General features: G+C 71.5%; 23 protein-coding genes. 7 read left to right on the top strand and 16 right to left on the bottom strand.

Annotated features, from left to right (window positions below; genetic code table 11):
- Positions 1-56: 56 nt before the first annotated feature.
- Positions 57-659 (bottom strand): 3-isopropylmalate dehydratase small subunit, encoded by a 603-nt coding sequence (gene leuD / locus EOE48_RS07430; RefSeq protein WP_127728157.1) that lies wholly within the window; start codon positions 657-659, stop codon positions 57-59.
- A 98-nt stretch (positions 660-757) separates the two neighbouring features.
- Positions 758-2,053: a crotonyl-CoA carboxylase/reductase gene (ccrA, locus tag EOE48_RS07425; RefSeq protein ID WP_127728156.1), complete on the bottom strand. Its 1,296-nt coding sequence runs from the start codon at positions 2,051-2,053 to the stop codon at positions 758-760.
- A gap of 329 nt (positions 2,054-2,382) precedes the next feature.
- Here ccrA and EOE48_RS07420 point away from each other — a divergent pair, with 329 nt between their 5' ends.
- Positions 2,383-4,416, top strand: coding sequence for a protein meaA (locus EOE48_RS07420; RefSeq protein WP_127728155.1), 2,034 nt, complete (start codon positions 2,383-2,385; stop codon positions 4,414-4,416).
- 93 nt (positions 4,417-4,509) lie between these two features.
- On the opposite strand, the gene EOE48_RS07415 is transcribed toward EOE48_RS07420, so the two are convergent.
- Both EOE48_RS07415 and EOE48_RS07410 read right to left on the bottom strand, forming a co-directional pair.
- The gene (locus tag EOE48_RS07415) at positions 4,510-4,830 is read right to left on the bottom strand and encodes a hypothetical protein (protein WP_127728154.1); all 321 of its coding nucleotides are present in this window, start codon (positions 4,828-4,830) and stop codon (positions 4,510-4,512) included.
- A 14-nt stretch (positions 4,831-4,844) separates the two neighbouring features.
- Positions 4,845-5,063, bottom strand: a complete 219-nt coding sequence (locus EOE48_RS07410; RefSeq protein ID WP_127728153.1) for a ribbon-helix-helix protein, CopG family — start codon at positions 5,061-5,063, stop codon at positions 4,845-4,847.
- 254 nt (positions 5,064-5,317) lie between these two features.
- Here EOE48_RS07410 and EOE48_RS07405 point away from each other — a divergent pair, with 254 nt between their 5' ends.
- Both EOE48_RS07405 and EOE48_RS07400 read left to right on the top strand, forming a co-directional pair.
- Positions 5,318-6,325, top strand: coding sequence for an MraY family glycosyltransferase (locus tag EOE48_RS07405; protein ID WP_127728152.1), 1,008 nt, complete (start codon positions 5,318-5,320; stop codon positions 6,323-6,325).
- Entirely contained in the window at positions 6,322-7,257 is a 936-nt protein-coding gene (locus EOE48_RS07400) for an NAD-dependent epimerase/dehydratase family protein (protein WP_127728151.1), read from the top strand. Before EOE48_RS07405 ends, EOE48_RS07400 begins: the two co-directional genes overlap by 4 nt.
- On the opposite strand, the gene EOE48_RS07395 is transcribed toward EOE48_RS07400, so the two are convergent.
- The 9 genes from EOE48_RS07395 to ileS all read right to left on the bottom strand — a co-directional run bounded on the left by EOE48_RS07395 (position 7,245) and on the right by ileS (position 19,516).
- Complete coding sequence (locus EOE48_RS07395) at positions 7,245-7,886, bottom strand: LabA-like NYN domain-containing protein (protein ID WP_127728150.1); 642 nt, start codon at positions 7,884-7,886, stop codon at positions 7,245-7,247. The genes EOE48_RS07400 and EOE48_RS07395 overlap by 13 nt on opposite strands.
- A 218-nt stretch (positions 7,887-8,104) precedes the next feature.
- Positions 8,105-8,692, bottom strand: coding sequence for an orotate phosphoribosyltransferase (gene pyrE, locus EOE48_RS07390; RefSeq protein WP_127728149.1), 588 nt, complete (start codon positions 8,690-8,692; stop codon positions 8,105-8,107).
- 220 nt (positions 8,693-8,912) lie between these two features.
- The gene (locus EOE48_RS07385) at positions 8,913-11,144 is read right to left on the bottom strand and encodes a RelA/SpoT family protein (protein ID WP_127728148.1); all 2,232 of its coding nucleotides are present in this window, start codon (positions 11,142-11,144) and stop codon (positions 8,913-8,915) included.
- A 401-nt stretch (positions 11,145-11,545) separates the two neighbouring features.
- A complete protein-coding gene (gene rpoZ / locus EOE48_RS07380; RefSeq protein WP_127728147.1) occupies positions 11,546-11,956 on the bottom strand; it encodes a DNA-directed RNA polymerase subunit omega in 411 nt (136 codons plus the stop codon).
- A 120-nt stretch (positions 11,957-12,076) separates the two neighbouring features.
- Positions 12,077-13,384: a M16 family metallopeptidase gene (locus EOE48_RS07375; protein ID WP_127728146.1), complete on the bottom strand. Its 1,308-nt coding sequence runs from the start codon at positions 13,382-13,384 to the stop codon at positions 12,077-12,079.
- 67 nt (positions 13,385-13,451) lie between these two features.
- Positions 13,452-14,837: a M16 family metallopeptidase gene (locus EOE48_RS07370; RefSeq protein ID WP_127728145.1), complete on the bottom strand. Its 1,386-nt coding sequence runs from the start codon at positions 14,835-14,837 to the stop codon at positions 13,452-13,454.
- Between the two features lie 315 nt (positions 14,838-15,152).
- The gene (locus EOE48_RS07365; protein ID WP_127728144.1) at positions 15,153-15,809 is read right to left on the bottom strand and encodes a hypothetical protein; all 657 of its coding nucleotides are present in this window, start codon (positions 15,807-15,809) and stop codon (positions 15,153-15,155) included.
- Positions 15,810-15,998: 189 nt separating this feature from the next.
- Complete coding sequence (gene lspA / locus EOE48_RS07360; protein WP_127728143.1) at positions 15,999-16,502, bottom strand: signal peptidase II; 504 nt, start codon at positions 16,500-16,502, stop codon at positions 15,999-16,001.
- A 26-nt stretch (positions 16,503-16,528) separates the two neighbouring features.
- The gene (ileS, locus tag EOE48_RS07355; protein ID WP_127728142.1) at positions 16,529-19,516 is read right to left on the bottom strand and encodes an isoleucine--tRNA ligase; all 2,988 of its coding nucleotides are present in this window, start codon (positions 19,514-19,516) and stop codon (positions 16,529-16,531) included.
- Between the two features lie 339 nt (positions 19,517-19,855).
- Between ileS and EOE48_RS07350 the strand changes: the two genes are divergently transcribed.
- Both EOE48_RS07350 and EOE48_RS29100 read left to right on the top strand, forming a co-directional pair.
- Positions 19,856-21,412, top strand: a complete 1,557-nt coding sequence (locus tag EOE48_RS07350; RefSeq protein ID WP_187371338.1) for an acyltransferase family protein — start codon at positions 19,856-19,858, stop codon at positions 21,410-21,412.
- Between the two features lie 75 nt (positions 21,413-21,487).
- A complete protein-coding gene (locus EOE48_RS29100; protein WP_187371337.1) occupies positions 21,488-21,724 on the top strand; it encodes a hypothetical protein in 237 nt (78 codons plus the stop codon).
- A 4-nt stretch (positions 21,725-21,728) separates the two neighbouring features.
- Here EOE48_RS29100 and EOE48_RS07340 read toward each other — a convergent pair whose 3' ends face one another.
- Positions 21,729-22,745, bottom strand: coding sequence for a bifunctional riboflavin kinase/FAD synthetase (locus EOE48_RS07340; protein WP_127728139.1), 1,017 nt, complete (start codon positions 22,743-22,745; stop codon positions 21,729-21,731).
- 432 nt (positions 22,746-23,177) lie between these two features.
- Here EOE48_RS07340 and EOE48_RS07335 point away from each other — a divergent pair, with 432 nt between their 5' ends.
- Both EOE48_RS07335 and EOE48_RS07330 read left to right on the top strand, forming a co-directional pair.
- Positions 23,178-23,561 carry a response regulator gene (locus EOE48_RS07335; RefSeq protein ID WP_127728138.1) on the top strand — a complete coding sequence of 128 codons (384 nt, stop codon included), beginning with the start codon at positions 23,178-23,180 and terminating at the stop codon, positions 23,559-23,561.
- 271 nt (positions 23,562-23,832) lie between these two features.
- Positions 23,833-24,333, top strand: a complete 501-nt coding sequence (locus tag EOE48_RS07330) for a protein phosphatase CheZ (protein WP_246154039.1) — start codon at positions 23,833-23,835, stop codon at positions 24,331-24,333.
- Between the two features lie 12 nt (positions 24,334-24,345).
- Here the strand turns inward: EOE48_RS07330 and EOE48_RS07325 are convergent, their stop codons facing one another.
- Both EOE48_RS07325 and EOE48_RS07320 read right to left on the bottom strand, forming a co-directional pair.
- Positions 24,346-25,239 carry a TIGR01459 family HAD-type hydrolase gene (locus tag EOE48_RS07325; RefSeq protein ID WP_127728136.1) on the bottom strand — a complete coding sequence of 298 codons (894 nt, stop codon included), beginning with the start codon at positions 25,237-25,239 and terminating at the stop codon, positions 24,346-24,348.
- 103 nt (positions 25,240-25,342) lie between these two features.
- Positions 25,343-25,894 (bottom strand): HNH endonuclease, encoded by a 552-nt coding sequence (locus EOE48_RS07320; RefSeq protein WP_127728135.1) that lies wholly within the window; start codon positions 25,892-25,894, stop codon positions 25,343-25,345.
- Positions 25,895-26,366: the final 472 nt, after the last annotated feature.

The raw sequence follows: 26,366 nt of genomic DNA, 5'->3' as shown, positions 1-26,366 counted from the left end.
GCGGCATCACGGTTAACGAAGCCTTGAGCCTCGCGCGACCGTGACCGGACCGGCCCTCACGCCCAGGCGCGCGCGGCGAGCTTGGCCTCGTAGGCGTCGATCGCCCCCTCGTTCTCCAGCGTCAGGCCGATGTCGTCGAGCCCGTTGAGCAGGTTGTGCTTGCGCCCGGGCTCGATGTCGAAGTGCAGGGTGCCGCCGTCCGGACCGCGGATCTCCTGGCGCTCCAGGTCGATGGTCAGGGTCGCGTTGGCGCCGCGCCCGGCGTCGTCGAACAGCTTCTCCAGGTCCTCCGGCTTCACCGTGATGAGCAGGATGCCGTTCTTGGCGCTGTTGTTGTAGAAGATGTCGGCGAAGCTGGTCGAGATCACGCAGCGGATGCCGAAATCGGCGAGCGCCCACGGGGCGTGCTCGCGCGACGAACCGCAGCCGAAATTGTCGCCGGCGACCAGGATCTTGGCGTTGCGGTAGGCCGGCTGGTTGAGGACGAAGTCCGGGTTCTCGGAGCCGTCGTCGCTGTAGCGCATCTCGGAGAAGAGGCCCTTGCCGAGGCCGGTGCGCTTGATCGTCTTGAGGTACTGCTTCGGGATGATGCGGTCGGTGTCGACGTTGACGATCCGCAGCGGCGCCGCGACGCCTTCCAGAACGGTGAACTTTTCCATCGGCCTCGTCCCCGTGCCGCGCGGGGGAGGCGCCGCGCGGCTGGTTTCAAGGACTTCTAGCAAGCGGGGACCGGCGCGCAAGCGCGCCGGTCCCGGTATCAGCGCGATCCCGACAGCTCCAGCACGTCGTCGAAGGTCCGCAGGCCCGCCCGCGGCGCGTTCACCAGCACCGCCATATTGCCCGGCGCGTGCTGGTTCCTCCACATCTTGGTGTGGGCCTCCGGGATCTTGTCCCAGGGGAACAGCTCGCTCATGCAGGGATCGACCCTGCGGTCGATGACGAACTGGTTGGCCGAGGCCGCCTGCTTGAGGTGGGCGAAGTGCGAGCCCTGGATCCGCTTCTGGCGCATCCAGACGTAGCGGGCGTCGAAGGTGATGTTGAAGCCGGTCGTGCCGGCGCAGAACACCACCATGCCGCCGCGCTTCACCACCAGCGCCGAGACCGGGAAGGTCGCCTCGCCGGGATGCTCGAACACGATGTCGACGTCGTTGCCCTTGCCGGTGATGTCCCAGATCGCCTTGCCGAACTTGCGCGCTTCCTTGGTCCACTCGTTGAACTCGGGCGAGTTGACCTTGGGAAGCTGGCCCCAGCAGTTGAAGTCCTTGCGGTTGATGACGCCCTTGGCGCCGAGGCTCATCACGTAGTCGCGCTTCGACTCGTCGGAGATCACCGCGATCGCGTTGGCGCCGGTGGCGGCGCAGAGCTGGACGCCGAACACCCCGAGCCCGCCCGACGCACCCCAGATCAGCACGTTCTGGCCCGGCCGCACGGTGTGCGGGGCGTGGCCGAACAGCATCCGGTAGGCGGTGGCGAGGGTGAGCGTGTAGCAGGCGCTCTCCTCCCAGGTCAGGTGCTGGGGCCGCTTCATCAGCTGGCGCGACTGCACCCGGCAGAACTGGCCGAACGAGCCGTCCGGCGTCTCGTAGCCCCAGATCCGCTGCGAGGGCGAGAACATCGGGTCGCCGCCGTTGCACTCCTCGTCGTCGCCGTCGTCCTGGTTGCAGTGGACGATGACCTCGTCGCCGACCTTCCAGCGCTTCACCTTGGCGCCGACCGCCCAGACGATGCCCGAGGCGTCCGACCCGGCGATGTGGAAATCGGCCTTGTGGACGTCGAACGGCGAGATCGGCTCGCCGAGGCCGGCCCAGACGCCGTTGTAGTTCACGCCGGCGGCCATCACGAGGACCAGCACCTCGTCGTCGCCGATCGACCAGGTCGGCAGCACTTCGAGCTGCATCGAGGTCTCGGGGGGCCCGTGCCGCTCCCGGCGGATCGCCCAGGCGTACATCTTGGCCGGGACGTGACCGAGTGGCGGGATCTCACCGATCTCGTACAGGTCCTTGCCTCCCGCCGCCCCGGCGGCGATCGGTTGCACCGCGGCGCTCGCAGCCATCGTGAACCCCTCCCAGCGTGTTGCACCGCACCGATGCTAGCGGCGAACCCCGCCGGTTCCAATAGACCACAAGCATCGGAACAGGGCAGGTCGCCCTGTCCCTGGGCAGATCGCACACCGCGCCGCAGAGGCAATCGGACTTTCGTCGCGGTCCCGCGATCGCGGCGGCGGATTGCTGCTTAGGTCACGGGTGACGCAGGCGGAGCCTGTGACTACGATGGGGCGGGGGCCTCGCGTCCCCCGGGGGCGGGGCGCGACGGCGCGGCCCCCGCGCCGGGACGGCCATGGTCCCGGCCCCGTGGCGACCATCCGGAGGGGAGACGAGGCGCATGGCTGAGCAGGTGACGGGCGGGGCGGGGCCGGCGCGCGACAAGCCCTGGATCATCAGGACCTATGCCGGCCATTCCAACGCGGCGGAGTCGAACGCGCTCTACCGGCGCAACCTCGCCAAGGGCCAGACCGGGCTCTCGGTCGCCTTCGACCTGCCGACCCAGACCGGCTACGACCCCGACCACGAGCTTGCCCGCGGCGAGGTCGGCAAGGTCGGCGTCTCGATAGCCCATCTCGGCGACATGCGGACCCTGTTCCAGGACATCCCGCTCGCCCAGATGAACACGTCGATGACGATCAACGCGACGGCGCCGTGGCTGCTGTCGCTCTACCTCGCCGTCGCCGAGGAGCAGGGCGCGCCGCTCGCCGCCCTCCAGGGCACGACCCAGAACGACATCATCAAGGAGTACCTGTCGCGCGGGACCTACGTGTTCCCGCCGGCCCCGTCCCTGCGGCTGACCAAGGACGTGATCCTGTTCACGACGGCCCAGGTGCCGAAGTGGAACCCGATGAACGTCTGCTCCTACCACCTGCAGGAGGCGGGGGCGACGCCGGTCCAGGAGCTGTCCTACGCACTCGCCATCGCCATCGCGGTGCTCGACACCGTGCGCGACGACCCGAACTTCGACGAGGCGACCTTCGCCGACGTGGTCGGGCGGATCTCGTTCTTCGTCAATGCGGGTCTCCGCTTCATCACCGAGATCTGCAAGATGCGGGCGTTCTCGGACCTGTGGGACGAGATCACCCGCGACCGCTACGGCATCGACGACCCGAAGAAGCGGGTCTTCCGCTACGGCGTGCAGGTCAACTCCCTCGGCCTCACCGAGCAGCAGCCGGAGAACAACGTCCACCGCATCCTGATCGAGATGCTGGCCGTCACCCTGTCCAAGCGCGCCCGCGCCCGCGCGGTGCAGTTGCCGGCCTGGAACGAGGCGCTCGGCCTGCCGCGGCCGTGGGACCAGCAATGGTCGATGCGGATGCAGCAGATCCTCGCCTACGAGACCGACCTGCTCGAATTCGACGACATCTTCGACGGCTCGACCGTCATCGACGCCAAGGTCGAGGCGCTGAAGGCCGAGACCCGGGCCGAACTGGAGCGGATCGGGGCGCTCGGCGGCGCGGTCGCGGCGATCGAGACCGGGGCGCTCAAGCGGGCGCTGGTCGAGTCCAACGCCCGCCGCATCGCCGCGATCGAGCGTGGCGAGCAGGTGGTGGTCGGCGTCAACCGCTTCGAGACCGGCGAGCCCTCGCCGCTCACCGCCGGCGACGGCGCGATCTTCACCGTCTCGGAGACCGTCGAGATGGAGGCCGAGCAGCGCATCCGCACGTGGCGGTCGCAGCGCGACGGCGCCGCCGTCGAGGCGGCGCTCGCCGATCTCGAATCGGCGGCGCGGGAAGGGCGCAACATCATGCCGGTCTCGATCGCCTGCGCCAAGGCGGGCGTCACCACCGGCGAATGGGGCCAGCGCCTGCGCGAGGTGTTCGGCGAGTACCGCGCCCCGACCGGCGTGACGCTGGAGACCGCCTCGTCGGGCGCGGCGGAGGAAGCCCGCCTGCTGATCGCCGATCTCGGCGAGCGCCTCGGCGAGACGCCGAAGCTCGTCGTCGGCAAGCCCGGCCTCGACGGCCATTCCAACGGCGCCGAGCAGATCGCCCTGCGCGCCCGCGACGTCGGCTTCGAGGTCACCTACGACGGCATCCGCCAGACCCCGGCCGAGGTCGTCGCCAAGGCGCGCGAGCGCGGCGCCCACGTCGTCGGCCTGTCGATCCTGTCGGGCTCGCACGTCCCGCTGGTGCGCGAGGTCAAGGCGCTGCTGCGCCACGAAGGGCTCGACCACGTCCCGGTCGTCGTCGGCGGCATCATCTCGCCGGAGGACGAGCAGGTGCTCAAGAACATGGGCGTGTCGGCGGTCTACACGCCGAAGGACTACTCCCTCGACACGATCATGGTCGGCCTCGCCAAGGTGGTCGAGCGGGCGATCGCCAAGCGGGAGGCGGAGGAAGGGGCGCCACGGCGGGAAGAGGTGTTCTGAGGCGGGAGCCGCCGGCCTTCACTCCGGGTCGCGGATCCGGGGGGTGCTCGCCGACGAAGCGGTGTCCGTTCCGTCGGCGATGCTCGGGCCCGCCTACCGGCTCTTGCTCGCGGTGGCCTGACCGAGAATGAAGGACAGGCCGCCCGTGATGATCGACGAAACGGTGAGCTGCGCCCACCGTTTCGTGTCCGGGGATGCGGATGGATCGAACGCCGCGACGTAGACGCTGACAGTCGTGATCGCGATGATCCCCGTGCAGAACATCCCGAGCGAAACGTAGCGCTTCGCGAGTTCGAACCGGCTCTCCGCCCGCTCGCGGCGCAGCCGCTCTGCCCGATCATCGGAATTCTCGCGCGGCTCGATGCGGATGACCGCATCGCCCAGTGCCTCATCGAGCCTGATTTCGTTCGGCATGAACGGCCCCCCGTTCAGAGCAGGCCGACGATTTCCGTATCGAGCTTGTCGGGATCGGTCACCAAACCGATGTGCTTGCCCTTGGCCTTGGCGTCATGCGCGACCTTCATGAGCGCGAGGGCCTGTCGGATCACGGCGGTGCGATTGGTTTTCGTCTCGTTCGCGATGCGTTCGATCATCTCGTTCAGATCGGGCGAGATCTGGAGGTTCAGGCGGACCGAATCGCTGGCCATTGATCCTCTCCGGGTATCGAACGCGAACGACTCATGCCGTGAGGCGAACGCGATGCGCGTTCGAAGGTGCAAAGGCGCGTAAAACAGGCGTATCCGACGCGTAACACGGGCCACGGGTGGACGTCGAGGACGCGATGATGCGGTCTCCGCGCATCGGGCCACGAGACCTCGGGCCGACCGTCTCGGGGCCTCGTCCGGTCTCTCCCTCCTGAAACGACCTTTTCCGTGTGACGGGTACGGCGTAGAGCAGCCCGATGCCGTCCCATCCCGCTCTCGTCGCGATCCCGGTCGCCGCGCTCGTCGCAGCCGGGATGATCGTTCTGCTCATGCCGCTCCTGCGGCGCTACGCCATGGCGCGCCCCAACGCCCGATCGAGCCATGCGGCGCCGACCCCTCAGGGCGGGGGAATCGCGGTGATCGGTGCGGCCGTCCTCGTCGGCGTCGCCTTCTGGCCGGAGCCCTTCGGGCAAGAGGCCGCCATGCTCGCCGCGGCGACGCTCGGCCTCGCCTTCGTCGGCACCATCGACGACATCCGGCCGCTGCCGGTCCTGCCGCGGCTCCTGCTCCAGGCGCTGGCGGTCGGCGGAGTGGTCGCGGCCTCCGGGACCCGTCTGTTCCCCGACCTGCCCGTCGGCGCCGAATGGGGGCTGTCGCTGCTCGCCGGGCTGTGGTTCGTCAACCTCGTCAACTTCATGGACGGGCTCGACTGGATGACGGTCGCCGAGGTGGTGCCGGTCGCCGGCGCCCTCGTGGGGCTCGGCCTCGCCGGGCATCTGGCGGCGGCACCGCTCCTCGTCGCCGCCTGCCTGCTCGGCGCGATGCTCGGCTTCGCGCCGTTCAACCGGCCGGTGGCGAGGCTCTTCCTCGGCGATGTCGGCTCGCTGCCGATCGGGCTGCTGCTGGCGTGGCTGCTCTACCGGCTGGCGGGGGAGGGCGGGTTCGCCGCCGCTTTGCTGCTGCCGCTGTACTATCTCGCCGACGCGACCCTGACGCTGCTGCGCCGGGCCCAGGCCCGCGAGCCGGTCTGGCAGGCACATCGCAGCCATTTCTACCAGCGCGCCACCGCCAACGGCCGCGCCGTGCCGGCGGTGGTCGGGACGGTGTTCGCCCTCAACCTCGCCCTGGCGCTGCTCGCCGCCGCCACCCTGGTCTGGCCGTCCTGGCCGGTGGCGCTCGGAGCGCTCGCCCTCGGGGCCGCCCTGGTCGCCGGGGTGCTCGCGCTGTTCGCCACCCCCCGTGGACAGGAGCCCGCCGCCGCATGACCGGCCCGCTGATCGCCCTCACCGGCTCGACCGGCTTCATCGGACGCCACCTGCTCGGCGCGCTCACCGCGGGCGGCTACCGGGTGCGGGTGATCCTGCGCCGCCCGGTCGAACTGCCGCCCGGCCTCAGCGGCGCCGTGGTCGGCGACCTCGCCCGGCCGCAGAACATGGCGGCGGCGCTCGCCGGGGTCGACGCGGTGGTGCATTCCGCCGGCCTCGCCCACGCGATGTCGGGAACGCCGGAGGACGATTACCGGACCTCGAACACCGAGGCGACCCTGCGCCTCGCCCAGGCCGCCGCCAAGGCGCGGGTGCGCCGGTTCGTGTTCCTGTCCTCGATCCGCGCCCAGACCGGGCCCTCGGCGCCGGGGATCGTCACCGAAGCCGACGCGCCGGCTCCGGTCGATCCCTACGGCCGCTCGAAGCTCGCCGCCGAGGAGGCGCTGGCCGGTGCCGGGATCGACTACGCCGTCCTGCGCCCGGTCCTCGTCTACGGCCCGGGGGTCAAGGGCAACATGGCGTCGCTCCTGGCGCTGGCCGCGCGCCCGCTGCCGCTGCCCTTCGGAGGATTGTCGGGCCGCCGCTCCCTCGTCTCGGTCGAGTCCCTGGCCGCCGCCGTCGCGACGGTGCTGCGGGCGCCGGACTCCCTGCGCCGGCCGTTCATCGTCGCCGAACCCGACCCGCTCGCCCTGCCGGAGATGATCGCGGCGCTCCGCGCCGGGCTCGGCCGCCGGCCGGGCCTGCTGCCGGTGCCGGCCGGCCTCCTGGCGCTCGGCCTGCGCCTCGCCGGACGGGCGGAAGCGTGGGAGCGCCTCTCGGGCTCGCTCGTCGCCCGCCCGGACGGGCTCGCGGCCCTCGGATGGACCGCGCCGCTCACCACGCGCGAGGGCCTCGCGGCCCTGGCGCGCGGGAGTTCCCCTCAATCCTCGTGATCGTCCTCGTCGTCGGGCTGGCGGATGCCGTAGCGGTTCTCCAGGCTCGGCGCCGGCCGGGGACGGTCCGGCCCTTCGAGGACCCGCGGCGGACGCGCCGGGCGCTCGCCGGCCTCGCGCCCGATGCGCGGGATCAGCGTGACGATGTCGACGAACTCGTCGGCCTGCCGGCGCAGGTCGTCGGAGACCATCGGCGGCTGGGTCTGGATCGTGGAGACGACGGTGACCCGCACCCCGCGCCGCTGCATCGCGGCGACGAGGGAGCGGAAGTCGCCGTCGCCGGAGAACAGCACCATGTGGTCGATGTGGGAGGCGAGTTCGAGGGCGTCGATCGCCAGCTCGATGTCCATGTTGCCCTTGACCTTGCGGCGGCCGTTGGAGTCGGTGAACTCCTTGGCCGGCTTGGTCACGACCCGGTAACCGTTGTAGTCGAGCCAGTCGATCAGCGGCCGGATCGACGAATATTCCTGGTCCTCGATGATCGCCGTATAGTAGAAGGCCCGAAGAAGGTTCTCCCGCGCCTTGAAGTCCGCCAGGAGCTTCCGGTAGTCGATGTCGAATCCGAGCGCCTTGGTGGTGGCATAGATGTTGGCGCCGTCAATGAAGAGGGCGCTGCGATGATAACCCATCGAATAGTCCTGGTGGTGCGGCACGGCCGCGAACAATAAGAACGCTGGTCAGGCGAGGAAGAATATCTCGCTGGAACGGCGCCGACGATGAAAAACGGCAAAACGGGAGGCAATGCCCCGTGATTTGCAATTCGGGATCGAAGTAAGAACGGACTTGCACGGGTGTCAAGCGGCGGGGCGGGTGTTCCCCGCAATTCCCGCCCGGCGCGGGATCGGGCTCAGCCCGGGAGGGCGCGGCTGCCGGGCTTGACCGGCGGGATCGCGGCGAGTTCCGGCGGCAGCGCGTCGGGGGAGTAGTTCGGGATGTCGAGGGTGACGAGGGCGGCGAGCGGCATTCCGAGATCGGCCTTGCCGCCGGAGCGGTCGATGAGGCAGGCGGCGCCGACGACCTCGCCCGGCTCGTCCCGAAGGGCGGCGAGGCATTCCCGCGACGACAGGCCGGTGGTGACGATGTCCTCGACCATCACGGCGCGGGCGCCGTGCGGGATGCGGAAGCCGCGGCGCAGGGCGAACGGTCCGCCGGGGTCGCGCTCGACGAAGATCGCCTTGGCGCCAAGCGCCCGGGCGGTCTCGTAGCCCGGCACGATGCCGCCGACCGCCGGGGACACGATGTAGTCGACGGCGCCGTAGCGTGCGCGGATCAGGTCGGCGAGGCCGGCGCAGACCTTCGCGGTCCGGACCGGGTCGGTGAAGATCGCCATCTTCTGCAGGAACACCGCGCTGCGCAGGCCGGACGACAGGATGAAGTGGCCTTCGAGGAGGGCGCCGGCGGCGCGGAATTCGTCGAGAACCTCGTCGGATGTCATCGGTCACCGGAGCGCTGGAGGAAGCCGGGCTCGGTTGTGGCAGCGCCCCGGGCGGTAGGCAACCGGAGGATCATGCCGTTTCCGATCGATCGCTTCGGGCGGTCCCGTGGGGACCACCTGAAGCGATGCGAAAACGGGCTTCGCTCAGGCGTGTGGAGCCTCCGGCTCCACCGCGCGGGCTCGTGATGCGATCTCCGGAAGACATCTTCCGGACATCGCATCACCCGTTCACCCGGTCGACCCGGCTGACCACCCGCTTGGCCCGCAGCTCCGACACGATGGCGGTGAGGTGCTTGAGGTCCCAGACCGCGAGATCGATCACCACGTCGGTGAAGTCCTGGGTCCGCCGCCGCATCGAGATGTTGTCGATGTTGCCGTCGTGGTCGGCGATGACCTGGGCGATCTGGGCGAAGCTGCCGGGCTCGTTGATCGACTGCAGGGCGAGGCGGGCGGGGAAGCGCTGATGGGGGCCGCCGTCGACGTCCCAGCGCACGTCGAGCCAGCGGTCGGGCTCGTTGTCGAAGGCGGCGAGCGCCGGCGACTGGATCGGGTAGATCGTCACGCCCTCGCCGGGCGTGAGGATGCCGACGATCCGGTCGCCCGGCACCGCGCCGCCCTCGGGGGCGAAGCGGACCAGCACGTCGCGGTCGAGGCCGCGGATCGGGATGCCGGCATCCTGGCCCGCGCCCTCGCCGCCGGCGGCGTCGCGCCCGGGCCAGGTCAGACGCACGGTCTGGTCCTTGTCGAGGGACAGCCGCCCGGCGCCGTTGACGTGCGGCTTCGGCCCCGGGGCCGGCACCGGGGCGTTGCTGCGGCGCTCGTCCTTGTAGTCGGGATAGACCGCCTTCACGACGTCGCCGGAGAACATCTCGCCGCGGCCGACCGCCGCGAACACGTCCTCGGTCGAGACCCGGGCGAGGCGCGAGAGGGCGCCGCGCAGCTTCTCGTCGGAGAAGTTCTTGCCGGCGCGCTCGAAGGCGCGGTCGAGGATCTGGCGCCCGAGCCCGGCATATTGCCGGCGCACCGCCGAACGGGTCGCCCGGCGGATCGCCGCCCGCGCCTTGCCGGTGACGGCGAGGGATTCCCAGGCCGCCGGCGGGGTCTGGCCGTCGGCGCGCACGATCTCGACCTCGTCGCCGTTCTGGAGCTGGGTCAGCAGCGGCGCGATGCGGCCGTTGATCTTGGTGCCGACCGCGGTGTTGCCGACATCCGTATGGACGGCATACGCGAAATCGATCGGCGTCGCGCCCCGCGGCAGCGCGATCAGGCGGCCCTTCGGGGTGAAGCAGAAGACCTGATCCTGAAACAGTTCGAGCTTGGTGTGCTCCAGGAACTCCTCCGGGCTGTCGCCCTCGGCGAGCAGCTCGATCGTTCGGCGCAACCACTGGTAGGCGCCGCTCTCGGTGGCCAGATGCGGCGAGCCGTCCTTGTAGAGCGCGTGGGCGGCGATGCCGTACTCGCCGATCTCGTCCATCGCGCCGGTGCGGATCTGCAATTCGACCCGCTGGCTCTTCGGGCCGATGACGGTGGTGTGGATCGACCGGTAGTCGTTCTGCTTGGGGGTCGAGATGTAGTCCTTGTAGCGGCCCGGCACCATCGGCCAGGTCGTGTGGACGACGCCGAGCGCCCGGTAGCAGGTGTCGACGTCGTCGACCACGACCCGGAACCCGAAGATGTCGGAGAGCTGCTCGAACGCGACCGACTTGCGCTCCATCTTGGCGTAGATCGAGTAGGCCCGCTTCTGCCGTCCCTTGACCGTTGCGGTGATGCCCTTGGCGGCGAGCCTCTGGGTCAGGTCGGCCTCGATGCTCTCGACCAGCCGCTCGGACTTCGCCGACAGGTCGGCGAGGCGCCGGCTGATCGTCGCGTAGACGTCGGGCTTGAGGTTGCGGAACGAGAGGTCTTCGAGCTCCTCGCGCATCTCCTGCATGCCCATCCGGCTCGCCAGGGGCGCGTAGATGTCGAGGGTCTCCTGGGCGATGCGGGCGCGCTTCTCCGCGGTCATGTGCTGAAGCGTGCGCATGTTGTGCAGCCGGTCGGCCAGCTTGACCAGCAGCACGCGCACGTCCGCCGCGATGGCGAGCAGCAGCTTGCGGAAGTTCTCGCCCTGGGCCGCGCGCTTCGACACGAGGTCGAGCCGCTTGATCTTGGTCAGGCCGTCGACGAGCGTGCCGATCTCGGGCGAGAAGGTTCGGTTGATCTCGTCGAGGGTGGCGGCGGTGTCCTCGACCGTGTCGTGCAGCACGGCCGCCACGATGGTGGCGTCGTCCAGGCGCAGGTCGGTGAGGATCGCGGCGACTTCGAGCGGATGGGCGAAGAACGGATCGCCGGAGGCCCGCTTCTGGGTCCCGTGGGCCCGCATCGCGTAGATGTAGGCCCGGTTGAGCATCGCCTCGTCGGCGGCGGGGTTGTAGGCCTTGACCCGCTCGACGAGTTCGTACTGGCGCATCATCCGCCGGAGGTCTCCTGGCCGCCCGTGCGTCCGGTTCCGAGGGCGCCGCTGCCGGCACCGGTGAGGGGAGGATGAGACTATCGCGCCGTTCGTGCGGCGGCGCCAGATCCTCCGGCGTCGCGGGGCCATCGTTGTGCGGGCGTCGGGCGCAAGGCTGCGGGTCCGTCTCGCAACAATGGCCTGCCCCCCCTCTGCGGGGGAGGGTGCCCCACGGAGTGGGGCGGGCCGGGACGATAGTCCCGCAAGAGGGGAGCGCGACGCCTCAGAACGTGGCGTCCGTCAGCCGGGGCGCGACCTATTCGGAAGCCGGGTTCCCCTCTCGCGGGGCTTCGCCCCGGCTCGCTGCGCTCGCCACCCTCCCCCGCAAAGGGGGGAGGGTTTCCGGGCGGCGGCCTTGCGCCTCAGTCGCCCTCGTCGTCGCTCTCGGTCGGGGGTGCGAGGTTCTCCAGGCCGCGCAGGAGGTCTTCCTCGCTCATGCGGTCGAAGGTCACCTCGGAATCGTCGCTGCTCGATTGCGGTGCCACCGCGGCGGCGGCCGGCGAGCTCGACAGCAGCGGCACGGTCTCGGCCTCGGGCTCGTCGACCTCGACGTATTTCTGGAGCGAGTGGATCAGCTGCTCCTTGAGGTCGTCCGGCGTGATGGTCTCGTCGGCGATCTCGCGCAGGGCCACGACCGGGTTCTTGTCGCGGTCGCGGTCGATGGTGAGCGGCGCACCCGACGAGAGCAGGCGGGCCCGGTGGCCGGCGAGCAGGACCAGCTCGAAGCGGTTCTCGACCTTGTCGATGCAGTCTTCAACGGTGACGCGAGCCATGCGCAGGCTCCTTCCTTCGGACGAACGGCAATCTCGGGGATCGGCCTACATATACGCGACGCGCGCACGCAACAAGCGCCCGCCGGAGGCGAGGCTTGTTGCGTCGCACGTGAGCCGTCGTCAGATGTCGGTCGGCCGTCCCGCCGCGACGACGAGGAGCCGGCCGTCGCCGAGGGTGCGCCGGGCGGCGCGGCGGATGTCGTCCTGCGTCACCGCGGCGATGAGGCCGTTGCGGCGGGCGATGTAGTCCATCCCCAGGCCCTCGAAGGCGATCTGCACGAGCTGGTGCGCGATCTTGGTCGAGGTGTCGAAGCCGAGCGCGTAGGAGCCGGTGAGATAGTCCTTGGCCTTCTGCAGCTCGTCGTCGCTCGGGCCGTCGCCGGTGAGGCGGGCGATCTCGTCCTGGATCACCGTCAGGCACTCGGCGACCCGCTCGTTCTTGGTCGCGGTGTAGCCCCAGGTCATCGCCGAGGCCCGGTGGCTGACGAGCGAGGTGCCGACCGAGTAGGCGAGGCCGCGCTTCTCGCGCACCTCCTGGAACAGCCGCGACGTGAACGCGCCGCCGCCGAGGACGTGGTTGAGCACGTAGGCCGGGATGAAGTCCGGGTCGCGCCACGCCACGCCGTGGGTGCCGAAACGGATCACCGATTGCGGCACGTCGAGATCGACCACCAGCCGGCGCCCGAGCCCGGCGAGGCGGGTCTCCGGCACGACGGCGAGCGGTCCGCCCTCGCCGAGGTCGCCGAAGGCCCGGTCGAGCGCCCGCGCCAGGGCGTCGGCGTCGATGGCGCCGACCGCCGCGACCTTGACGCGCGTCCGGCTCATCAGCCGCGCGTGCAGGGCGACGAGGTCGTCCCGGGTGATGCTCGACACGCTCTCGATCGTGCCGGCGGAGGGACGGCCGTAGGGATGGTCCGGATACGCCTCGGCGAAGAAGCGCCGGGAGGCGAGGACGCCGGGGTCGTTCTGCTGGTAGCGCAGGCCGGCGAGCATCTGCCCACGCACCCGCTCGATCGCCGCCGGGTCGAAGCGCGGCTGCGCCAGCGCCAGGGCGAGCAGCCCGATCGCCTCGTCGGCATGGGCGACCAGGGTCTTGAGCGAGCCGCCGATGGCGTCGGGGCCGGCATGGAAGCTCAGCTCGATCGCGCGGGCGGCGAGCTGCTCCTGGAACGCGTCCGACTCGTGGGGCCCGGCGCCCTCGTCGAGCAGGCGGGCGAGCATCTGGGTCGCGCCGGACTTGCCGGCGGGGTCCTGCGCCGCGCCGCCCTCGAAGGTGAAGGCGAGGGCGATCAGCGGGACGACCGGGGACTCGACGTGCCACGCCTCGATCCCGCGGGCCGAGACGACGGCGTTGGCCTTGGCCGGCGAGGCAGCGGCGGCGAGGGCGGCGGAGCGGGGGGCGACCAGTGTGGCATCCGCGAGGGTCATGGGGACCTCTTGTCGATTGGGTGACGGCGGCCGCCGGCGCGGCCCCTGCGACGGGGGAGGGAGGCGGTCAGGCCGCCCCCGCCTCCTCGTGGTCGCGCGCCTTGATGAGGTAGCCGGTCACCGAGCGGGCCGGGACGAGGTAGCGCCGGGCGACCGCCGCGAGCCGGTCGCGGTCGATCGCGTTGATCTCCGACGGCCAGCGCCGCACGTCCTCGATGCTCTCGCCGATGGCGAGCGCCGAGCCGAAGATCCGGGCCAGGGACGACTGGCTGTCGGAGGAATATACCGTCTCGGCGACGAGCCGGGTCTTGGCCCGCTCGATCGCCTGGGCGCCCAGGGCCTCGTCTGGCGCCCGGCGCAGGGCGCGGTCGACCGCTTCCTCCAGCGCCTCGAGGCTCACGCCCGCCGCCGGGACCGCGTAGACCGAGAACCGGGTGTCGTCGATCGCCGAGCCCATGTACCAGGCGCCGGCATTGACCGCGACGCCCTGCTCCAGGACCAGGCTGCGGTAGAGGTAGGAGGTCGGCCCGCCGCCGAGCACCTCGGCCAGCAGTTCGAGGGCGTGGCTCTCGCCGTCCTTCGCGGTCATGCAGGACGGCACGAGGTAGAGCCGCTGCAGGGTCGGCTGCTCGACCTTCGGGTCGGCGACGCTGATGCGGCGGGCGGCGCGGGGCTCCGGCTCGCGCGGGCGCAGGCGCCGCGGGCGGGCGCCGCTCCCCGCCACGCGGCCGTAGGTGCCGTCGGCCAGCCGGCGGACCTCGTCGGCGGTGACGTCGCCGGCCACCACCAGGATCGCGTTCTCGGGGGTGTAGAAGCGCTTGTAGTAGTCGAGGGCGTGGGTGCGGTCGAGATCCTCGATCTCGTGCATCCAGCCGATGATCGGGATGCCGTAGGGATGGTGCACGAACAGCGAGGCGGCCATCGCCTCGGAGAGCTGGGCGCTCGGGTCGGTCTCGACCCGCATGCGGCGCTCCTCCAGCACCACGTCGCGCTCGGGCGCCACCACCGCGTCGTCGAGGACGAGGCCGGTCATCCGGTCGGCCTCGAACTCCATCATGGTCTTGAGGTTCTCGCGGGCGACCCGCTGGAAGTAGGCGGTGTAGTCGAACGACGTGAAGGCGTTCTCCTGGCCGCCGAGGCCCGACACCACCTTCGAGAAGGCGCCGACCGGGTGGGTCTCGGTGCCCTTGAACATCAGGTGCTCGAGGAAGTGGGCGATGCCCGACTGGCCGAGCGGATCGTCGGCCGAGCCGTTGCGGTACCAGATCATGTGGGTGACGACCGGGGCGCGGTGATCGGGCACCACCACCACGTCGAGCCCGTTGTCGAGAACGAAGGAAGCGACTTCGGGCCCCCCTGCCTCCGCCCGCCCGAACGGCGCGGCATCGGTGCGCAGCGTCGCGCCCTGGGTCGTGGCCGGCCCGAAGGCGGAGCGCTTCCTGTCGTCGTGCATCCTGCTCTACCTCGTCGGACGGCCGGGGCCGTCCGTGCTGTTCTCGAACCGCCTCCGTTGCCGGAGGCTCCCGTTCCCGCCCGAATCGCCACCGCGCCGCCGGGAATCGGAACTCCTTGAATAGGGGGTTCTAGAGCATTTTAAGGCGACGTGGACCCGATCCTTCCGAAGAATCGTACCAGAGAACCAGTCACGGTTCAGGCAGCGAAGACTGCGCAGGGCTGGGCGGCGCCGGCCGAACGCGACATCTCCCGGGTCCCGGCGCCGGGAGAGGACCCCAACGGGGAGCCGGGCGACGGTGCGCCGCGGACGACCCTACTGGCGCGAGCGCAGGTAGGCGCCGGGATCGGCCTCGGCGCGGTCGTTGATCGGGCCGCCGACCGGATCCGAACTCGTGCGGGCGACCTTGGCCGGGGCCTTGCGGTAGCCGGTCGGCGGGTCGGTGAGGGTGTCGCGGTCGGGCTCGATCTCGGACGGGGTCGCCTCGGCCTTGTTGCTGGAAAACAGCGACAGCGGGTTGAGCCAGGTCGATTCCTTGACGTTGTCGCCGGGCTTGTAGGTCGGCGTCGTCTCGACGCTGGCGCCCTCGCGGCGGCCGGCCCGCATCTCGTAGATCGACAGCGTGGTGTTGTTGTCGTTCATCCGGCCCTGCTCGCCGCGGGCGATCGGCTTGCGGGCCTCGGCCGCTCGGCGCTCGCGCCCGACCGTCTCGGGATCGACCGGCCAGTTTGCGTTGCTCTCGCGCACGGCGCCGCGGGAGACCGGCGGCGGCAGCGCGGCCTTGTCCATCTTCGGCGGCAGCACCAGGGGCGCGCGCTCGCGATAGGTGATGGTCGGGCGCTCGGGCTCGATCAGACCCATCCGCGACAGGGCGTTCTTCATGAAGACGCCTTCCTCCGCGGCCCGGGCGCCGCCGGCACCGAAGGCCGCCGCGCAGGCCGCGAGCGCGAGGATCGTGCGGTGATGGATCATGCTGGCCCCTGCCTTGGTTGCCGGCCTTTGCGGCCGGTGCGCCCCGTCTCGCCCTCTCGGGTGGGTGCGGTTTCGGGCGAAGGTATGGCGCCACGGCCAAGTCACGCAAGGTGCCGGCAGGCTGTGTCGGCGCCGACACACAGGTTCCGGCCGGACGCACGGGCGCAAGACGCCGGTCTGCTCGCCGGTTTACTTGACCGGCTCCTTGCCGGCGGTCGCGACGCCGCGCCGGTCGGCCCACAGGCCGTCGTAGAGCAGGCCGACGACGCCGAACACGATGCCGGCATCGGCGACGTTGAACACGTACCAGGACCAGCCGCCAGCATGGAGGTGGACGAAGTCGAACACCGCGCCGTAGGCGGCGCGGTCGATGGCGTTGCCGATCGCGCCGCCGACGATCAGGCCGAGCGACCCGGCGAGCAGGCGGCTGCCGGCCTTCGCCATCCAGGCGCCGAGCGCCGCGGCGGCGACCAGCGAGATGCCGACCAGGATCCAGCGGCCGAGGTCGCCGTCCTGCTGGAACAGCCCGTAGGAGATGCCGCGGTTCCACACCACGATGAGCTGGGCGAATGGCGCCAGCACCACCGGCTGGCGCAGCGGCAGGTCGGCCCAGAACAGCAGGCCGAGCTTGCTCGCCTGATCGAGGACCAGCGTCGCGACCGCGACGAGGAGGCCGAAGGGCAGGGGGCGCATCGAGGGTGCGGTGGCTGAGGCCCCCGCTACTCCGCCGCCTGGGCCGGATGGCGCGCATCCCATTCCCGCAGCGCCAGGGCGTCGCGGGGCGTCACGTCCGGATAGTCCGGATCGCTGCCGACCGCCGGCGTCACCTTCCACGAGCGGGCGCATTTGCGCCCTTCGGCCAGGGCCGGCACCACCGCGACGCCGCGGACCTCGTCGAGGCGGAAGGCGTCGGCCGGGCCTTCGCCGGCCTCGACCCGGATGTCCGAGGTGATGCAGATCTCGGCGAAGTCGACGCCGTCGAGGGCGGTGCGCAGTTCGGGGTCGGCGATGAACACCACCGGCGCCGCCTCCAGGCTGGCGCCAATGCGCTTGGCCGCGCGCTCGATCTCCAGCGCCCCGGTGACGACCCGGCGCACCCGGCGGATGCGCGCCCAGCGCTGTGCCAGGGCGTCGTCGCGCCACGCCGCCGGCGTCTCCGGCAGGGTCTGGAGATGGACCGAGCCCTCGGCGGAGGGGAAGCGGGCGAGCCACGCCTCCTCGGCCGTGAAGGCCAGCACCGGCGCGAGCCAGATCGTCACCCGCCGGAACGTCTCCTCGACGGCGGTCAGCGCCGCCCGGCGCGCCGGGCTGGAGGCGGGATCGCAGTACAGCGCGTCCTTGCGCACGTCGAAGTAGAACGACGACAGGTCGCCGGTCATGAAGCCGTTGAGCAACGCCACCACCCGCTTGGTGTCGTGGGTCCGGTAGGCCTCGCGGATCTCGCCGTCGAGCTCGGCGAGGCGGTGCAGGATGAACCGCTCCAGCTCCGGCATCGCCTCGGGCGCGACCCGGTCCTGCGGGTCGAAGTGGGCCAGCGTGCCGAGCATCCAGCGCAGGGAGTTGCGCAGCTTGCGGTAGGTCTCCGAGAAGGTCTTGATGATCTCGGGGCCGATGCGCAGGTCGTCGGTGTAGTCCGAGGCCGCCACCCACAGCCGCAGGATGTCGGCGCCCGAGCCCTTGATGACGTCCTGCGGCGCGACGACGTTGCCCTTCGACTTCGACATCTTCTCGCCCTTGGGGTCGAGGACGAAGCCGTGGGTGAGCACCACGTCGTAGGGGGCGCGGTCGCGGGTGCCGCAGGATTCGAGCAGCGAGGAGTGGAACCAGCCGCGGTGCTGGTCCGAGCCCTCGAGATACATCACCGTGTCCGCCCCGCCGTCGCGCTTGCGGCGGATGCCGGCGAGGCCGGGGAACTGCTCGGGATCGTCGAGGGTGAAGGCGTGGGTCGAGCCGGAATCGAACCACACGTCGAGGACGTCGGTGACCTTGTCGTAATCGGCCGGATCGTGGTCGGGGCCGAGGAACCGGCCGCCGGTCTCGTCGGTGAACCACGCATCGGCGCCCTCGGCCGCGAAGGCCGCCACGATGCGCGCGTTGACCCGCTCGTCGCGCAGGATCTCGCCGGTGCCCTTGTGGACGAACACGGTGATCGGCACGCCCCAGGCGCGCTGGCGCGACACCACCCAGTCCGGGCGGTTGGCGATCATGCCGGTGATGCGGTTCTGCCCCTGCGGCGGCACCCACTGGGTCGCGGCGATCTCGCGCAGCGCCACCTCGCGCAGGGTCTCGCCGTGCAGGGTCTCGACCGGCTTGTCGAGGGCGATGAACCATTGCGGCGTGTTGCGGAAGATGACCGGCTTCTTCGAGCGCCAGGAATGCGGGTAGCTGTGCTTGAGCGTGCTGCGCGCCACCAGCGTCCCGGCCTCGGTCAGCGCGGCGATCACCGCCTTGTTGGCGTCGCCCTTGTCGCCCTTGTCGGTCAGCACCCGGCGGCCGGTGAGGCCCGGCGCGGCCTCGGTCAGGGCGCCGTCGGCGTCGACCGTGTAGGGGATCGCGACCTCGATGCCGCGCGCCCGCAGCGCCCGGCCGTTGGCCATCCACACCTCGAAATCCTCGCGGCCGTGGCCGGGGGCGGTGTGGACGAAGCCGGTGCCGGCCTCGTCGGTGACGTGCTCGCCGTCGAGCATCGGCACCGCGAAGCGGTAGCCCTCGTTCCACGCGGCCAGCGGATGGGCGAGCGTCAGGCCGGCGAGCGTCTCCGGGGCAACCGCGGCCACCCGCTCGAAAGCCTCGACGCGAGCGGCCTTAAAAACATCCCCCGCGAGTTGGTCAGCAACAACGTAACGAACACCAGGTTGAGCCCAGTTCTCTTCAGCAGCGGCAACGACACGATACAGTCCGTAGGAAACCTTGTTGGAATAGGCGACCGCCCGGTTGCCCGGGATGGTCCACGGGGTCGTGGTCCAGATGACCACGCTGGCGCCGACGAGATCGTCGGGTCCGGCGAGGTCGTCCGGCCCGGCGACGACCGGGAACGCCGCCCAGATCGTGTCGCTGACGTGGTCCTCGTACTCGACCTCGGCCTCGGCGAGCGCGGTCTTCTCGACCACCGACCACATCACCGGCTTCGAGCCGCGATAGAGCTGGCCGGTGGTCGCGAAGGTCATCAGCTCGCGGGCGATCGCGGCTTCCGCCGGGTAGGACATCGTGACGTAGGGATGGTCCCAGTCGCCGGTGACGCCGAGGCGCTTGAACTCCTCGCGCTGCACCGACAGCCAGTGCTCGGCGAAGGCGCGGCATTCGCGGCGGAATTCGACGACCGGCACCTCGTCCTTGTTGCGGCCCTTGGCGCGGTACTGCTCCTCGATCTTCCACTCGATCGGCAGGCCGTGGCAGTCCCAGCCCGGCACGTAGTTCGCGTCGTGGCCGAGCGCGCCTTGCGCGCGCACGATCACGTCCTTGAGGATCTTGTTGAGGGCCGTGCCGATGTGGATGTGGCCGTTGGCGTAGGGCGGGCCGTCGTGGAGCACGAATTTCGGCCGACCGGCCGCCGCCGCCCGGATGCGGCCGTAGAGGTCGGTCGCGGCCCATCGCGACAGGATCTCCGGCTCGCGCTGCGGCAGCCCGGCCCGCATCGGAAAGTCGGTGCGGGGGAGAAACAGGGTCTCGGAATAGTCGCGCCCGGCGGCGGGCTTGGAATCGGTCATCGGTCGAGGGCTCGTCTGGCGGGCGCGGGCCGTCGCGGCGGACCCGGCTCGGGAGGTTTCGCGGATGGCGGCAGGATCCCGGCCTCCGCGGCCGCACGACGCGGCCCTCAGGCGGAAGCCGGGCTCGTAATTCGCCGGGTCACGGCGGCGCGCGGGTGCGAAACGGTCATCCGGCGCTTCTAGCAGCGCTGGGGCGGTGGGGGAAGCGGGCGATTGCGGCGGCGCCCGTCGACACGGTGGCCCGCGCCCTTCACGGCCGCGGGCAACGGCGCTAGAGCGGCGCCACCACTTCATGCAACCGGGGAGCGGAACTGCCATGCCGGACGACGGGATCGACGGGTGCTGACGTCACCGCCTGCCGGCACGCGGCCGAATGGTCTTCAGGCGTCTCCGGCGCTTCCGCGCGGCCAGATCCCGAATCTCCAGATCCTGCGCTTCGTCGCGGCGTCCTGCGTCGTGATCCACCACGTCGCGGCCTATCTCGAGATGCTGCGGGGCATCCCGCGCGCCGTCCCGATGCTCGACGGCATCCTGGGGGCGTTCGGCGTCGCGATCTTCTTCGCGATCTCCGGATTCCTGATGGCCGGGCTCCTCGGCCGCACCGCGCCCGCGACGTTCCTGGCGCACCGGGTGGCCCGCATCGTCCCGGCCTATCTCGCGGTGACGCTGCTGTTCGGCGGCCTGTTCGCGCTGCTGAAGCTCGGGTTCAGCATCGGCTTCTTCGCCCTCACCTTGGCGCCGAGCGGGCCGCGCACCTACCCGCTCGGGGTCGAGTGGACCCTCGTCTTCGAGCTGACCTTCTACGTCGCCCTGTTCGGGCTCGCCCTGGCCGGGGCGGCCTCCCGCCTCACCGCCGTCGCGGCCGGCTGGCTCGTCGTGCTCGCCGCGGCGTGGTGCCTGCTGCCGCCCGCGGCGGTCGCCGGGGCCCAGCCGCCGCTGCACCTCGTCCTCGTCGCGAGCGCCTGCGCGCCGTTCGCCGCCGGCCTCCTGCTGCCGCGCCTGCTCGCCCGCCACCACCTGCATCCCGCTCTGCTTCTGCTCGTCCCGCCGCTGGTCCTCGCCAGCACGGTGGTACCGATCACGACGGCGCGGTGGCTGTGCGGCCTCGCGGCGATCCTGGCGGTTGGCCTCGCGGTGCAGGGGCGGCAGGTGCGCGACGACGGGCCGATGACCCGCGCGGCGCTGCGGTTCGGCGACTGGAGTTACGTGCTCTACCTCGCCCACGTCCCGGTGATCTTCCTGGTCCTCCACCTCGCCCCGGCGGGCTGGTCCGGCCCGGCGCTGTGGCCGGCCTGCATCGCCGCGATCCTGGCGGCGACGGCGCTCCTCGGGCCGTGGGACCTGCGCGCCTACCGCGTCCTGCGGCGGGCGATCGACGCCGCGCCCCGCCGCCGCGTCGCCGGGGTGATGGCGGCCTGGCTCGCGCTGTTCCTCGGCACCGCCGGCTTCGGCAGCGTCCAGGCGGTGCGCGAGGAGCGCCGGCTCGCCCGCGCCGCCGACCTCGCGGCGGCGTTCCCGCCGGCCTCCTGGCTGTCGCCGGACAGCGCCGCGGCAGCCCTCGCCGGCCGCCCGCCGCCGGCCTCGATCCGGGCGGCGGTCGAGGGGCTCGACCGGGTCACCCACACCGAGGCGCGCCTGCGCGCCTTCGCGTTCGATTCGGCCCGGCCGGACCGGAGCTTCGTCCTGCTCGCCTTCTGCGGCGGCGTGCCGGCGGGGGCCGACCTCGCGCGCCGGCAGCGCGGCGACGTGGCGCAAAGGCCGGGCTTCGAGGGCGTGAAGAGCCGCCGGATCGGGTTCCGGGTCCGCGTGCCGGCCGCCGCCTGCCCGCCGGGACCGCCGCCGGTCGCGCTCCTGGTCGACCCGGACGACGGCACGATCCTGCTGCCGGGGTCGTGAGACACCCGGAACGGACGCGCCGGGCAGCGGGTTGACCCCGCGAGTCCAGCGCGGTTCCCCGACGGGAGGTTCCCGATGCCGATTCGTTTCGCCGCTGTGGCAGCGCTCGCCCTGTTCGCCGTCCCGGCCGCCGCCCGCGACCGCCCGCCGCCCCCGCCGCTGTCGGGCGACATCGACGCCACCGGCAGCGTCACCCCGGCCGATCCGGTGCTGATCCCGGAGCGCGACGACGAGGCGCGCGAGACGCGACGCCGGCCACGTCCGCACGGCCGCGCGATCGAGGGGCCGGCCCGCGAACTGGCCCCGGACTGACCGCTCAGCCGAGCATCGAGGGCGTGGCGTCCCCTGCGAGGATCCGGCGCGCCCGCGCCGCGTCGTCGTGCATCTGCGCGACCAGCGCCTCGGCGCCGTCGAACCGGGCCTCGCCGCGGATCCAGCCGACGAACTCGACGCCGGCCTCCTGGCCGTAGAGGTCGCCGGAGAAGTCGAACAGGAAGGTTTCGAGCAGCGGCGCCCCGTCGTCGAAGGTCGGGCGACGCCCGTAGCTCGCGACACCGTCCCGCACCGACCCGTCGGCGAGGCGGACCCGGACCGCGTAGATGCCGTGGGCGAGGCCGCAGGCGCGCAGCGCCATGTTGGCGGTCGGGAAGCCGAGGGTGCGCCCGCGCTTGTCGCCGTGGCGAACGGTGCCGGTGACGAACCAGCGGTAGCCGAGCAGGCGGTTGGCGGCCGCGACGTCGCCGGCTTCGAGGGCGGCCCGGATCGCGCTGGACGAGACCGGGGCCGCGCCGGCTCCCGGCGCCACCGCGCCGACGATCCGGCAGGCGAGGCCGTGGCGGGCGCACAAGGCGCGCAGGACCTCCGGCGTGCCCTCGCGCCCGCGGCCGAAATGGAAGTCGTGGCCGATCACCACGCCCGACAGGCCGAGTTCCCCGCGCAGCAATCCGGCGACGAACCCCTCCGCCCCGGTGCCGGCGAGCGCCGCGTCGAACCGGCGCACGAACACGCCGTCGAGTCCGAGACGGTCGAGGACCCGCAGCTTGGCGGCCTCGTCGGTGAGGCGGAACATCGGCCGGTCGGGCGCGAAGAACTCGCGCGGATGCGGCTCGAAGGTGAGGACGGTCGCGGCGACGCCCCGCGCCGCCGCCTCCTCGCGCACCGCCGCGATCAGCGCCCGGTGGCCCTGATGGATGCCGTCGAAGTTGCCCAGGGCCGCGACGGCCCCGCGCAGGCGGGCCGGCACCGGGTCGCCGTCGCGGTTGACGATCGGGGCGGGACGCAGCGGGGAGGACGCCGCAGGAGGGGTCGCGGCGGTCTCGTCGCTCGGCAACATGAGGATCCGATCGGGTCAGCGCGATGAGGGCGGTCACGCCGCGGCCCCCGCCGCGGCCGCGCGACCCTGTCGAAATCCGCCGGGGGGGTCAAGCGCGCGGGGCGCCGGCGCAGGACCGGCGGCCGTCCGGCGGATCCGGCTCGCCCATGCGGACTCTCCGCCCCCATCCGCGCGAGGTTCCATGCGGAAGGGAAAAAGCAACCTTTACGAAAGGTAAGTCGAAACACCCGGATCACCACGTCTGTAGAGTCGGAGCGATGGTTCTCCACGGCGCGACGATCGACGATCCACCGCTTCCGTATCCGATTAACGGCTTCGCAAGGCGGCCGGACTACACCGGACAGGCAGAAGCGCGATCCGGCGTCTTCTCTCGATCACTGGTGCAGGAGCGATGCGCGCCGACGCGCCCCGCCCGCGAACGGAGCCGAAACGATGGCCCTTGACCTCGGCATGCCGATCCTCGTCGTGGACGATTACCAGACGATGGTCCGCATCATCCGCAATCTGCTCAAGCAGCTCGGCTTCGAGGACGTGGACGACGCCTCGGACGGCACCGGCGCCCTCGCCAAGCTGAAGCAGAAGAAATACGGCCTCGTCATCTCCGACTGGAACATGGAGCCGATGACGGGCTACGAGCTGCTGCGCCACGTCCGCGCCGACGACGGCCTGCGCACCACGCCCTTCATCATGGTGACGGCGGAGTCGAAGACCGAGAACGTCATCGCGGCGAAGAAGGCCGGTGTGAACAACTACATCGTCAAGCCGTTCAACGCCCAGACCCTCAAGACCAAGATCGAGGCGGTCTGCGGCGCCTGAGCGCGCCGGCGGCGCGAGGCCGCCGCGTTCCGGGCCGCGTCGCGGTCCGGCGATCGGGAGCGGGCGAGGCGGGATGCGTGGGGCCTGTGGCGGCCCCATGACCTCCCCCGGGTGGCGACGCCCGGCGCACGGGGTGCGACGGACCGGCAAGGAGCGGGTCGTGCTGAGGCAGACGACGGAACGAGTCTATTCGTCGATCGCTCGGGTGCTGGGCGATGCCCCGGCCGAGCGACGGCCGGAGCCGGCGGGCCGGGCGCCCAAGGCGAGCGGGATCGATCCGGCGGTGGTCGGCGAACTCAAGGAGATCGCCGATTACATCACCCGGCTGAAATCCGGCATCGCGGCACTGCGGGCGCAGGAGCTGATGCGCGACCGACTGCCGATGGCTCATGACGAGCTCGGCAGCGTGGTGGCGGCGACCGCCGGCGCCACCAACTCGATCATGGAGGCGGCCGAGGCGATCCTGGTCATCGAGGATTCGACCCTCGACGGCTACCGCGCCAAGGTCGAGAGCCGGATCTACGAGATCTTCGAGGCCTGCACCTTCCAGGACATCACCGGCCAGCGCATCTCGAAGGTGGTCGAGGCCCTCGGCCAGCTCGAGAAGCGCCTCGAGAGCTTCGCCACGACGGTGAAGATCCAGGACGGCGAGGCCAAGCTCGATCCGGAGGACGCCAAGCGCCAGTCCCGGGCCGAGACCCTGATGCTCAACGGGCCCCAGCTCAAGGGACCCGCGACGCCCCAGGACGCGATCGACGCCCTGTTCTCCTGACGGCGTGCCGCGTCACCATTGCAGACGCTCGACGATCGCGTCCGGATGGACCGGCTGGCGTTCGAGCCAGTGCGCCACGTCGCCGAGCGTCGCCCCGCCCTCGATCCCGAGTTCGGCGGCATGGATGCCGCGGGCGATCAGCAGCGAGGCGACCCCGAACCCGTGCGCCCCCGCGATGTCGGTGCGGATCGCGTCGCCGATGGCGAGGATCCGTCCGGGCGCGACGGGCTCCACACCGTCGATCGCCGCGGCGGTGGCGACCGCCTCCTGGTAGACCGGGCGGTGCGGCTTGCCGGCCCACACCACCTCGCCGCCGAGGTGCTCGTAGAGGCTCGCCAGGGCGCCGGCGCAGGGGATGAGCCGGGTGCCGCGCTCGACCACGAGGTCGGGGTTGGCGCAGATCATCCGCACGCCCCGCGCCTGCATCGCCGCGAGCCGCTCGCGATAATCCTCCGCCGTCTCCGTCTCGTCGTCGAGGAGCCCGGTGCAGACGACGTGGGCGGCCTCCTCGGCTCCGGTGCGGCGCAGGTCGAGCCCCTCGAAGATCGGCAGGTCGCGCTCGGGACCGAGATGGTGGACCGGCTCCCCGGCGCTGGCGGCGATCAGCGCCCGGGTCAGGTCGCCCGAGGTGACGATCGCATCGTAGGCCGAGCGCGGCAGGCCGAATCCGTCGAGCTGGGCCTGCACCAAAGAGCCCGGCCGCGGGGCGTTCGAGACCAGCACCACCCGGCGCGGCCGCTCGCCCGGCAACGCGCGGAAGCGCGTCAGCGCCTCGCCGGCTGCCGCATGCGCCCGCTCACCGTTGTGCAGGACGCCCCAGACGTCGCAGAGGATCAGGTCGAAGCGCGGGGCGAGATCCGCGATCCCGTCCAGCACCGGCACCGTCGCACCCGTCGTCCGCGTCATCGGCCGCATCCTCGTTGCTGCGCCGCAGCATGCCCGCGACGGTTCCGGACTAGACGCCCGGGACCGGGAACGCAACGTCCCGCCGGCCAGCGGGGGAGGGGGCTCAGCTCTCCAGCTCGCTGTCCCAGTACAGGTAGTCGAGCCAGGTATGGTGGTACTGGCGGTGGTCGAATTCCGGCTGGCGGTGGTGCAGCTCGTAGCGGGTCGGCCGGCGCGGCTCGGTCAGCAGCGGCATCTCCGCCTCGGCCGGGGTCCGGTTGGCCTTGCGCAGGTTGCACGGCGAGCAGGCCGCGACGACGTTCTCCCAGGTCGAGAGCCCGCCGCGGGAGCGCGGCACCACGTGGTCGAAGGTCAGCCCGCCCGAGGGCAGCCGCACGGCGCAGTACTGGCACGAGAACGAATCGCGCAGGTAGATGTTGTAGCGCGTGAAGGCCGGCGTGCGCGCCAGCGTGACGTAGCTCTTCAGCGCGACGACGCTCGGGATCTGGAAGCTCTTGCTCGGCGAGCGGGCCTGGGCGTCGTAGGTCGCCACCAGCGTCACCCGGTCGAGGAACAGGGCGGTCAGCGCGTCCTTCCAGCACCACAGCGACAGCGGATTGTAGGAGAGCGGACGGTAATCCGCGTTGAGCACGAGGGTCTGGAGGTCGGCACTCATGCGCGCCCTCCCGCCCGGCTGTCCATCCCGGCCGCCGACCGGATCCGGTCGGCGCGGGACGAGGAGAGCGGCCCTCCGGCCGCACGACGGAGAAGCGTTCGACTGTCCAGCATCATCCTGCCCTGGCGGGGAGACCGGCCGCGGTGGAAGGGCCCGGCGCGAGGCCGGCCTTCGGACCGCTCGCGGAGGCAGGAGATGGGAGCCATCGCCTTATCCTCCGGGCCGGCCGGTGGGAGTGAGGAGGAGAGGACGCGGCGGCCAGCCGGCACGGACCCGCGGGGGACCGCCGACGGGGGGCGGCACCGGGGCGGGGCACCCGGACCGGCTTTGCGGCCGGCCCGGCGGGACCGTGGTCGCCCGGGCGGCGTGGAACGAGGAGGCCGTGTCCATTGGGGCTAAGTCTAATATCACGATGACAGGCTTGTGAAGGTTCGCCGGCCGGGCCAGACGTCGCGGCCCACAGGCTGGGGAC

Origin of the sequence: Methylobacterium oryzihabitans, from assembly GCF_004004555.2 — a bacterium.
In the GTDB taxonomy this organism is placed as follows: Bacteria; Pseudomonadota; Alphaproteobacteria; order Rhizobiales; family Beijerinckiaceae; genus Methylobacterium; species Methylobacterium oryzihabitans.
Note: the sequence above shows the minus strand (reverse complement) of the source record. Positions and strands in the feature narration are given on the sequence as shown.